The organism is Streptomyces sp. NPDC020996 (genome assembly GCF_040641355.1).
Lineage (GTDB): Bacteria > Actinomycetota > Actinomycetes > Streptomycetales > Streptomycetaceae > Streptomyces.
The window spans coordinates 38,864-49,696 of record NZ_JBFADM010000064.1; the positions used below are offsets into that span (position 1 = coordinate 38,864).

At 68.9% G+C, this 10,833-nt stretch carries 8 protein-coding genes; all 8 read left to right on the top strand.

Going from position 1 to position 10,833, the window contains the following annotated elements:
- The first annotated feature begins 27 nt into the window (after nt 1–27).
- The 8 genes from AB0G63_RS32105 to AB0G63_RS32140 all read left to right on the top strand — a co-directional run bounded on the left by AB0G63_RS32105 (nt 28) and on the right by AB0G63_RS32140 (nt 10,602).
- Nucleotides 28–963, top strand: a complete 936-nt coding sequence (locus tag AB0G63_RS32105; protein WP_360757499.1) for a sugar ABC transporter permease — start codon at nt 28–30, stop codon at nt 961–963.
- 15 nt (nt 964–978) lie between these two features.
- A complete protein-coding gene (locus tag AB0G63_RS32110) occupies nt 979–1,914 on the top strand; it encodes a carbohydrate ABC transporter permease (protein WP_360757501.1) in 936 nt (311 codons plus the stop codon).
- A 183-nt stretch (nt 1,915–2,097) separates the two neighbouring features.
- Complete coding sequence (locus AB0G63_RS32115) at nt 2,098–3,297, top strand: ROK family transcriptional regulator (RefSeq protein WP_360757504.1); 1,200 nt, start codon at nt 2,098–2,100, stop codon at nt 3,295–3,297.
- Between the two features lie 133 nt (nt 3,298–3,430).
- On the top strand, nt 3,431–4,531 hold the full coding sequence (locus AB0G63_RS32120; RefSeq protein ID WP_360757515.1) for a substrate-binding domain-containing protein: 1,101 nt from the start codon (nt 3,431–3,433) through the stop codon (nt 4,529–4,531).
- Nucleotides 4,532–4,710: 179 nt separating this feature from the next.
- Entirely contained in the window at nt 4,711–5,511 is an 801-nt protein-coding gene (locus AB0G63_RS32125) for an ATP-binding cassette domain-containing protein (RefSeq protein WP_360757507.1), read from the top strand.
- Nucleotides 5,508–6,803 (top strand): sugar ABC transporter permease, encoded by a 1,296-nt coding sequence (locus AB0G63_RS32130; RefSeq protein ID WP_360757508.1) that lies wholly within the window; start codon nt 5,508–5,510, stop codon nt 6,801–6,803. The genes AB0G63_RS32125 and AB0G63_RS32130 overlap by 4 nt, the downstream gene beginning before the upstream one ends.
- 201 nt (nt 6,804–7,004) lie before the next feature.
- Complete coding sequence (gene dxs, locus AB0G63_RS32135; RefSeq protein WP_360757511.1) at nt 7,005–8,933, top strand: 1-deoxy-D-xylulose-5-phosphate synthase; 1,929 nt, start codon at nt 7,005–7,007, stop codon at nt 8,931–8,933.
- Nucleotides 8,934–9,087: 154 nt separating this feature from the next.
- Nucleotides 9,088–10,602: an amino acid permease gene (locus tag AB0G63_RS32140; RefSeq protein ID WP_360757513.1), complete on the top strand. Its 1,515-nt coding sequence runs from the start codon at nt 9,088–9,090 to the stop codon at nt 10,600–10,602.
- Nucleotides 10,603–10,833: the final 231 nt, after the last annotated feature.

Genomic DNA, 10,833 nt, shown 5'->3' on the forward strand with positions numbered 1-10,833 from the left:
ACAGGACACCAGGGGCAGGAAACGCCAATGCGCAAAGGGCAGTACAGGTTCGTCACGGGATTCCTCTTCGTTCCCGTGGCGCTTTATCTGATCTTCGTGATCTGGCCGTACATCCAGACGTTCGGCTATTCGCTGACCGACTGGAAAGGGCAGTCGCAGACCTTCAGGTTCGTCGGACTGGAAAACTACCGGACGCTGCTGAAGGACGACGTCTTCCTGCAGGCCATCTGGCACAACATCCTGTTCCTGATCTTCATCCCGGTGATCACCATACTGCTCGCCCTGTTCTTCGCGTTCATGGTGAACGCGGGCGGACGCGGCAGGGCCGGCGGGGTTCAGGGCGTCGCCGGATCCCGGTTCTACAAGGTCGTCTACTTCTTCCCGCAGGTGCTGTCGCTGGCGATCGTCGCGGTGCTGTTCAACGCGGTGTACCGAAGTGACGGCGGCGGCCTGCTCAACGGTTTCCTGATCAAGGCCGGCCTGGTCGACGCGAACAACCCGGTGGAATGGCTCAACGAGCCCGACATGGTGCTGTGGGCGCTGATCATCGCGGTGGTCTGGCACGGCGTCGGCTTCTACCTGGTGCTGTTCTCGGCCGCCATGCAGTCCATTCCGAAGGACGTCTACGAGGCCGCCCTCATCGACGGCGCCGGCCGCGGCCAGTCCTTCTTCCGCATCACCCTGCCGCTGCTGTGGGACACCGTGCAGACCGCCTGGGTCTACCTGGGCATCGTCGCGATGGACATGTTCGTCCTGGTGTCCTCCATGACCCAGAACATGGGCGCCTACGGCGGCGGCCCCGACCATCACAGCGACGTGATGTCGACGGTGATGATGCGCAACTTCCAGTACTTCGGCAAGAGCGGATACGCCTGTGCCATGGGCGTCGTCATGCTGCTGCTCACCCTGGTCCTGTCCGTGGTCATGCTGCGCGCCACCCGCCGCGACCGCGTCGAGTTCTGAGCGGGAGATACGACGATGAGCGCACCCCTCAAGGAGACCGCCCCCCAGGGCGGCACCGCCGAGCCGCGGCCGAGCGCCGCCGAGGCCCCCGTACGCCCCGCCGGCCGCGGCGGCGAAGGCGTCGTCCTGAACGTCTTCTCGCACGGCTTCCTGGCGCTGTGGGCCCTGCTGATCGTGCTGCCGCTGCTGTGGCTGGTGCTCAGCTCCTTCAAGACCGACGCCCAGATCGGCGGCTCGGCCTTCGGCCTGCCCGAGAACTGGACCTTCGACGTGTTCCGGCGCGCCTGGGACAAGGGCATCGGCGACTACTTCCTCAACACCGTCATCGTGCTGGTCTTCTCCGTGCCGCTGACGATGCTGTTCGGCTCCATGGCCGCGTACGTGCTGGCCCGCTACCGGTTCTGGGGCAACCGGCTGCTGTACTACTTCTTCGTCGCCGGCGCCATGTTCCCCGTCTTCCTGGCCCTCGTACCGCTGTTCTTCATGGTCAAGCGGCTGGACATGCTCAACACCTACCAGGGCCTCGTCCTGGTCTACATCGCCTACTCGATGCCGTTCACGGTGTTCTTCATGCACGCCTTCTTCCGGACCCTGCCGACGGCGGTGTTCGAGGCGGCGATCCTGGACGGGGCCTCGCACACCCGGACCTTCTTCCAGGTCATGCTGCCGATGGCGAAGCCGGGTCTGATCAGCGTCGGGATCTTCAACACGCTCGGCCAGTGGAACCAGTTCATCCTGCCGACGGTCCTGATGCAGCCGCAGAGCGGCGACGACCCCGAGCGCTACGTCCTCACCCAGGGCCTCATCCAGCTGCAACAGCAGCAGGGCTACGCCTCCGACCTGCCCGTGCTCTTCGCGGGTGTGACCATCGCGATGGTTCCCATGCTGGTGGTGTACCTGTCCTTCCAGCGCCAGGTGCAGGCGGGCCTGACGTCGGCGACGCTGAAGTAGCGCTGCGCAGCCGTCCGACCGCGCGCCGTTCCCGGACCGGGGCGGGGCGCGCGGTTATGTCTGCATGCACCCCGAAACGGTTCAACCTCTTGACGGGAGGCGACCCGAACGGCTCAGCTTAGAGTTCACTAGTTGGACATAGACGGGGCCTCATCGAAGCGGCCCCGTGCGCAGGAGGTCGTCGTGGAGACTCCAGGGTCGCAGTCGTCGCTGCACCGAGCCAACCTGGAGCGGGTCGTACGTGCCGTGCGGCTGGCCGGGTCGCTCACGCAGGCGGAGATCGCGAGGACCACGGGGCTGTCCGCGGCGACGGTCTCCAACATCGTCCGCGAACTCAAGGACGGCGGAACGGTCGAGGTCACGCCCACCTCGGCGGGTGGCCGCCGGGCCCGCAGCGTCTCGCTGAGCGGGGACGCCGGCATTGTCATAGGCGTGGACTTCGGGCACACGCATCTGCGGGTCGCGGTCGGCAACCTCGCCCATCAGGTGCTGGCCGAGGAATCCGAGCCGCTGGACGTGGACGCGTCCTCGGACCAGGGCTTCGACCGGGCGGAGGAGCTGGTCGACCGCCTGATCGCCGCGACCGGGGTCGACCGGTCCAAGATCGCCGGGGTGGGTCTCGGCGTGCCCGGCCCGATCGACGTCGAGTCCGGCACGCTGGGCTCCACCGCGATCCTGCCCGGCTGGGGCGGCACCAGGCCCGCCGAGGAGCTGCGGGGGCGGCTCGGCGTGCCGGTGCACGTGGACAACGACGCCAACCTCGGCGCCCTCGGCGAGCTGGTCTGGGGCGCCGGGCGAGGGGTGCGCGACCTGGCGTACATCAAGGTCGCCAGCGGCGTCGGCGCGGGTCTGGTGATCAACGGGAAGATCTACCGCGGCCCAGGGGGCACAGCCGGAGAAATAGGACACATTACTCTTGATGAGTCCGGCCCGGTCTGCCGCTGCGGCAACCGGGGCTGCCTGGAGACCTTCACGGCCGCACGCTACGTGCTGCCCCTGCTCCAGCCCAGTCACGGCACCGACCTGACGATGGAAGGCGTGGTGCGGCTGGCCCGGGAAGGGGATCCGGGCTGCCGTCGGGTGATCGCCGACGTCGGCCGCCATATCGGCAGTGGAGTCGCCAACCTGTGCAACCTGCTGAACCCGAGCCGGGTGGTCCTGGGCGGTGATCTCGCCGAGGCCGGCGAGCTGGTGCTCGGGCCGATAAGGGAGTCCGTCGGGCGTTACGCGATACCCAGCGCGGCGCGTCAACTGTCCGTACTTCCAGGGGCACTTGGCGGCCGTGCAGAGGTGCTCGGAGCGCTCGCCCTCGCACTCAGCGAAATGGGCGATTCGACCCTTTTGGACGGTACCCTCAACGCCACTGCGCCCGCCTTCACTTAGATAACGAATGGCACCGTTGCCAACCCGTTAAGGATTTACTTCTTGACGTCGCACGTGTGGCCGAGTTGACTTCCAGCCACCTCGGCCGCAACGACGCGGCCTCGTCAGGGAGGTTTCTGAAGTGAACACGCGTATGCGTCGTGCCGCCGTTGCCGTTGCCGCCGGTGCGATGGCCGTATCTCTCGCCGCCTGTGGCAGCGCGAAGGAGTCCGGCGACAAGGCGGACTCGACGAAGTCCGCCGCGAAGGGCGACAACATCAAGGTCGGTCTGCTCCTGCCGGAGAACAAGACCGCCCGGTACGAGAAGTTCGACCGCCCGCTGATCGAGAAGAAGATCAAGGAGCTGACGAACAACAAGGCGACGATCCAGTACAACAACGCCCGCCAGGACGCCAGCCTCCAGGCCCAGCAGGTCGACACGATGATCACCAACAAGGTGGACGTGCTGATCCTGGACGCCGTGGACGCCAAGGCCATCAAGAACTCGGTCCAGAAGGCCAAGGACGCCGGCATCAAGGTCGTCGCCTACGACCGCCTCGCCGAGGGCCCGATCAGCGCCTACACCTCGTTCGACAACGAGGAGGTCGGCCGGACCCAGGGCGAGGCCCTGCTGAAGGCGCTGGGCAGCAAGGCCACCAAGTCCTCCAAGATCGTCATGGTCAACGGCTCGGTCACCGACCCGAACGCCGCCCAGTTCAAGAAGGGCGCGCACTCCGTCCTCGACGGCAAGGTCACCATCGCCAAGGAGTACGACACCAAGGAGTGGTCGCCGGACAACGCCAACTCCGAGATGGAGGCCGCGATCTCCGCGGTCGGCGCCAAGAACATCGCGGGCGTCTACTCCGCCAACGACGGCATGGCCGGCGGTATCATCACCGCCCTCAAGGCGGCCGGCCTCTCCGTCCCGGTCACCGGCCAGGACGCGGAGCTCGCCGGTGTGCAGCGCATCGTCGCGGGTGAGCAGTACATGAGCGTTTACAAGCCGTACGCTCCGGAGGCCGACGCGGCCGCCGAGATGGCCGTCGCGCTCGCCAAGGGCGAGTCCCTGGACTCCATCGCCAAGGACAAGGTCTCCAGCGGCAGCGCCACCGACGTCCCGTCGGTCCTGGTCCCGGTCACCTCGCTGACCAAGGACAACATCAAGGACACCGTCATCAAGGACGGCGTCTACAGCGTGTCCGAGATCTGCGCCGGCAAGTACGCCGCGGCCTGCAAGAAGATCGGCCTCGAGTAAGCAGTCGCAGGTCCCTTCCCAGATACGGGAATTCGTCCTTGAATTCCCGTACGGGACGTGACGCCCCAGGCTCCTCCGGCGCCCCGTGTCCACCAGCCCCGCAGCTCGTGCGGGGCGCCGGACGGAACAAGCCCCCCCACTTTCTGCACAACCTTCCGCCGGGTCAGGCGGCGAAGGAGATGGTTCACGTGTCCGCTACGCCCGTGCTGGCGTTGCGCGGGGTCTCCAAGCGGTTCGGTGCCGTTCAGGCGCTCACCGACGTAGAGCTTGAGGTCCACGCCGGTGAAGTGGTCGCCCTGGTGGGCGACAACGGCGCCGGAAAGTCCACGCTGGTCAAGACGATCGCCGGCGTGCACCCCATCGATGAGGGCGTCATCGAATGGGACGGCAAGGCCGTCCAGATCAACCGGCCGCACGACGCCCAGGCCCTGGGCATCGCGACCGTCTACCAGGACCTCGCGCTGTGCGACAACATCGACGTCGTCGGCAACCTCTTCCTCGGCCGTGAGCTGCGGAAGTGGGGCGTCCTCGACGAGGTCGAGATGGAGCGCCGCTCCCAGGAACTGCTGCGGACGCTGTCCATCCGCATCCCGAGCGTGCGCATCCCGATCGCCTCGCTGTCCGGCGGTCAGCGCCAGACGGTCGCCATCGCCCGCTCCATGCTCGGCGAGCCGAAGCTGGTCATCCTCGACGAGCCCACCGCGGCGCTCGGCGTCGAGCAGACCGCCCAGGTCCTCGACCTGGTGGAGCGGCTGCGCGAGCGCGGCCACGCCGTCATCCTCATCAGCCACAACATGGCCGACGTCAAGGCCGTGGCGGACAAGGTCGCCGTGCTGCGTCTGGGCCGCAACAACGGCGTCTTCGAGGTGAAGACCACCTCCCAGGAGGAGATCATCTCCGCCATCACCGGCGCCACCGACAACGCCGTGACCCGGCGTGCGGCCCGCGCCACCAGCACGAACGGGGAGGTTTCCCAGTGAGCGCCGACAAGACCTCCGCGACCGCGAAGGACGCGCCGGTCGTCGAGAACCCCGAGGCCGCCGCGGCCGCGGTGACCGCGGTCGACCCGCGGCTGCTCGTGCGCGAGCAGGGACTGACGGGCTACATCGGCGAGTTCAAGCGCAAGATGAAGAGCGGCGAGCTGGGCTCCATCCCGGTCGTCATCGGCCTGATCGCCATCTGCGTCATCTTCCAGAGCCTGAACTCCCAGTTCCTGTCCGCGCAGAACCTCAGTGACATCACCGTCACGATGGTCGGCACGGGCATGATCTCCGTCGGCATCGTCTTCGTGCTGCTGCTCGGCGAGATCGACCTGTCCGTCGGCTCGGTCAGCGGCGCGGCCAGCGCCATCGCCGCCGTCCTCGCCGTCAACCAGGGCTGGCCCGAGTGGGCCGCCGTGCTGGTCGCCGTCGCCGCCGGCGCGGCCATCGGCGCGCTGCACGGGTTCTTCTTCGCGGTGCTGGGCGCCCCGGCCTTCGCCGTGACCCTGGCCGGCCTGCTGTTCTGGCTCGGCTTCATGCTCAAGATCCTGGGCGAGAACGGCACGATCAACCTCGACAGCGACGGCCTGGTCGGCAAGCTGACCACGTACTTCTTCTCGGACGTGGCCGCCGCCTACGGGCTGGCCGCCGCCGTGGTCGCGGTGTTCTTCATCACCTCCTTCCTGGGCAACCGGCGCCGGGAGGCCGCGGGCGTCCCGTCCCGGCCGCTCAGCGACACCATCCTGCGCACGGTGCTGCTGGCCGTGGTCTCCTTCGCCGCGGCCGCGATGTACAACCAGTACAAGGGCCTGCCGCTGGCCACGGTGATCTTCCTGGTCTTCCTGATCGGCACCGACTTCGTGCTGCGCCGCACCGCCTACGGCCGCAAGATCTTCGCGCTCGGCGGCAGCGTCGAGGCCTCGCGGCGTGCGGGCATCAACGTCACCGCGGTCCGGATCTCGGTCTTCGCGATCTCCGGCGGCTTCGCGGCCGTCGGCGGCCTGTTCCTGGCCTCGAAGATCGCGTCGGCCAACCAGAGCGCCGGCGCCGGCGACCTGCTGATGAACGCGATCGCCGCCGCGGTCATCGGCGGCACCTCGCTGTTCGGCGGCCGCGGCCGCACCTGGAACGCCCTGCTGGGCGTCCTGGTGATCGTCTCCATCCAGTACGGCCTCCAGCTCGAGTCCATCGCCGAGCCGGTGAAGTACATGATCACCGCGGCGGTTCTGCTCACCACGGTCGTGATCGACTCGGTCACCCGCAAGACGCAGAAGACGGCCGGGCGGGCGTAGCGCCCCCCGACCCCTGTGCCCGGCACCGACGGCGGTGCCGGGCACAGTCGTGTCGTAGGACGGGTCGTAGGACGGTCCGATCATGGGTACAGCCGAACGCGTGACCTACGACGCACCGCCCGGAGCCAGACCGCAACGGCGGAACACTAGACTCGACACGCCCGGCAACAGCTCGATCAGCTCTACTGCAAGGAGGCACGGGTGCCGCTGCTGACCCGTATCAGGGGACCGCGCGATCTGGACCGGCTCAGCCTGGAGCAGCTGGACCAGCTGGCAGAGGAGATCCGGACCTTCCTCGTCGACGCCGTCTCCAAGACCGGCGGCCACCTCGGCCCCAACCTCGGTGTGGTCGAGCTGACCATCGCCCTGCACCGCGTCTTCGACTCCCCGAAGGACAAGGTGCTCTGGGACACGGGCCACCAGTCCTACGTGCACAAGCTGCTCACCGGCAGGCAGGACTTCTCCCGGCTGAAGATGAAGGGCGGCCTGTCCGGCTACCCCTCGCAGGCCGAGTCGGAGCACGACGTCATCGAGAACAGCCACGCCTCCACGGTCCTGGGCTGGGCCGACGGCCTGGCCAAGGCCAACCAGATCCTCGGCCGCGACGACCACGTCGTCGCCGTGATCGGCGACGGCGCGCTGACCGGCGGCATGGCCTGGGAGGCGCTGAACAACATCGCCGAGGCCAAGGACCGCCCGCTGGTCATCGTCGTCAACGACAACGAGCGCTCCTACGCCCCGACCATCGGCGGTCTCGCCAACCACCTGGCCACGCTGCGGACGACCGACGGCTACGAGCGCTTCCTCACCCGCACCAAGGAGATCCTCGACCGCACCCCGGTCGTCGGCAAGCCGCTGTACGAGACCCTGCACGGCGCCAAGAAGGGCCTGAAGGACTTCATCGCCCCGCAGGGCATGTTCGAGGACCTCGGCCTGAAGTACGTCGGCCCGATCGACGGTCACGACATCGAGGCTCTGGAGTCCGCGCTGGCGCGCGCCAAACGCTTCGGCGGGCCGGTCATCGTCCACTGCCTCACCGAGAAGGGCCGCGGCTACCAGCCCGCCCTCCAGGACGAGGCGGACCGCTTCCACGCAGTCGGCAAGATCCACCCCGACACCGGCCTGCCCATCGCGACCTCCGGCGCCGACTGGACGTCCGTCTTCGGCCAGGAGATGGTCGCGCTCGGCAAGGAGCGCGAGGACATCGTCGCCATCACCGCCGCGATGCTCCAGCCGGTCGGCCTCGACAAGTTCGCCAAGGCCTTCCCCGACCGGGTGTTCGACGTCGGCATCGCCGAGCAGCACGGCGCCGTGTCCGCCGCGGGCCTGGCCCACGGCGGGCTGCACCCCGTCTTCGCCGTCTACGCCACCTTCCTCAACCGCGCCTTCGACCAGGTCCTGATGGACGTCGCCCTGCACAGGTGCGGGGTGACCTTCGTGCTGGACCGGGCCGGCGTCACCGGCACCGACGGCGCCTCCCACAACGGCATGTGGGACATGTCGATCCTTCAGGTCGTGCCGGGTCTCAGGCTCGCCGCCCCGCGCGACGCCGACCAGGTCCGCGCCCAGCTGCGCGAGGCCGTCGAGGTCGACGACGCGCCCACCGTGGTCCGCTTCTCCAAGGGCGCCGTCGGCCCCGCCGTGCCCGCCGTGGGCCGCGTGGGCGGCATGGACGTGCTGCGCGAACCCGGCACCCGGACCCCGGACGTGCTGCTGGTCTCCGTGGGCGCCCTGGCGCCGATGTGCCTGGAGATCGCCGCGCTCCTCGACAAGCAGGGCATCTCCACCACCGTCGTCGACCCGCGCTGGGTCAAGCCGGTCGACGAGGCCATGGCCCCGCTCGCGGAGCGCCACCGCGTCGTCGTCACCGTCGAGGACAACTCCCGCGTCGGCGGTGTCGGCTCGGCGATCGCCCAGGCCCTGCGCGACGCGGGCGTGGACGTGCCGCTGCGCGACTTCGGCATCCCGCCGCGCTTCCTCGACCACGCCTCCCGCGCCGAGGTCATGGCCGAGATCGGGCTCACCGCGCCGGACATCGCCCGCCAGGTCACCGGCCTGGTCTCCAAGCTGGACGGCAGGTTCGACCGTACCGGCGACCGGGTCGACTCCGTGGAGCCCGCGCGGGACTGACCGCCACCGCCACCGCTCACGTCCGTACGGGCCGATGTCACCACCGGGAAGGTGGTGACATCGGCCCGTACGCGTGAAAACCGGCCGCGCCGGGGCACACGTACCACGCCCCCTCTCGATCATGTCGAGGACGACGAGCGTGGGAGGTACGCCCGTGAGCAGCAACCTCTTCCGGACGAAGAAGGTCGAGCAGTCCATCCGGGACACCGAGGAACCGGAGCACGCGCTCAGGAAAACCCTGTCCGCCCTCGACCTGACGGTCTTCGGCGTCGGCGTCATCATCGGCACGGGCATCTTCGTGCTCACCGGCACGGTCGCCAAGAACAACGCGGGACCCGCGGTGTCCCTGTCGTTCGTGGTGGCCGGCGTCGTCTGCGGGCTGGCCGCGCTGTGCTACGCGGAGTTCGCCTCCACCGTCCCGGTGGCCGGATCCGCGTACACCTTCTCCTACGCCTCCCTCGGCGAACTGCCCGCCTGGACCATCGGCTGGGACCTGGTCCTGGAGTTCGCGCTCGGCACGGCGGTGGTGGCCGTCGGCTGGTCCGGCTACGTCCGCTCGCTGCTGGACAACGCGGGCTGGCACATCCCCGAGTACCTGTCCGGCCGGGACGGCGCCCACGGCTTCGGCTTCGACATCCTCGCCGCCGCGCTCGTCCTGGTGCTCACGGCCATCCTGGTGGTCGGCATGAAGCTGTCCGCGCGGGTCACCACGGTCGTCGTCGCGATCAAGGTGACGGTCGTCCTCCTCGTCATCATCGCGGGCGCCTTCTTCATCGACAGCCGCAACTACGACCCGTTCATCCCGAAGGCGCAGCCGGGCGAGGCGGGCGGCAACATCAAGGCCCCCCTGATCCAGCTGATGTTCGGCTGGGCCCCCTCCAACTTCGGCGTGATGGGCATCTTCACCGCCGCGTCCGTCGTCTTCTTCGCCTTCATCGGCTTCGACATCGTGGCCACGGCCGCCGAGGAGACCCGGCACCCGCAGCGCGACATGCCCCGCGGCATCCTCGGCTCCCTGTTCATCTGCACCGCCCTGTACGTCGCGGTGTCGATCGTCGTCACCGGCATGGAGAAGTACAGCAAGCTGTCCGTGGACGCCCCGCTCGCCGACGCCTTCAAGGCCGTCGGGCACCCTTGGTACGCGGGCGTGATCAGCTTCGGCGCCGCGGTCGGTCTCACCACCGTCTGCATGATCCTGCTGCTCGGCCAGACCCGGGTGTTCTTCGCGATGAGCCGCGACGGACTGCTGCCGCGCTTCTTCTCCCACGTCCACCCGCGCTTCCGCACCCCGCACCGGCCGACCATCCTGCTCGGCGTCCTCATCGCGGTCATCGCGGGCTTCACCAGCCTGAGCGAACTCGCCGAGCTGGTGAACATCGGCACGCTGTTCGCCTTCGTCGTCGTCGCGCTCAGCGTCATCATCCTGCGCAGGACCCGGCCCGACCTGCACCGGTCCTTCCGCACCCCGTGGGTGCCGTTCCTGCCGATCCTGTCGGTGTGCGCCTCGCTGTGGCTGATGCTGAACCTGCCGGCCGAGACCTGGCTGCGGTTCGCGGTGTGGATGGTGATCGGCTTCTTCGTGTACTTCCTGTACGGCCGCACCCACAGCCGCCTCGGCCGCGAACAGGCGGCCGACGCCGGCGGACGGCCCTCCGGCAGCGGGGGGTGACTGCGCTGGGCCGGGGGGTGCGGGGTGCCTGCGGCGGCTGTGCGGGCTGGGTGGGGGTGCGGGGTGGCTGCGGCGGGCTGCGCGGGTTTCGGGGGGTGCGGGGTGCCTGCGGCGGCGTGCGCGGGTTTCGGGGGGTGCGCAGTGCCTGCGGCGCCTGTGCGGGCTCGGTGGGGGTGCGCGGTGCGCGGGCGGTGGGGGGTGGGTCGGGTCCAGATCCGGGGCGGAACGTAC

Coding starts and splice junctions, on each gene's coding strand:
- AB0G63_RS32105 (WP_360757499.1), top strand. CDS start 28: ATGCGCAAAGGGCAGTACAGGTTCGTCACGGGATTCCTCTTCGTTCCC.
- AB0G63_RS32110 (WP_360757501.1), top strand. CDS start 979: ATGAGCGCACCCCTCAAGGAGACCGCCCCCCAGGGCGGCACCGCCGAG.
- AB0G63_RS32120 (WP_360757515.1), top strand. CDS start 3,431: ATGCGTCGTGCCGCCGTTGCCGTTGCCGCCGGTGCGATGGCCGTATCT.
- AB0G63_RS32125 (WP_360757507.1), top strand. CDS start 4,711: ATGGTTCACGTGTCCGCTACGCCCGTGCTGGCGTTGCGCGGGGTCTCC.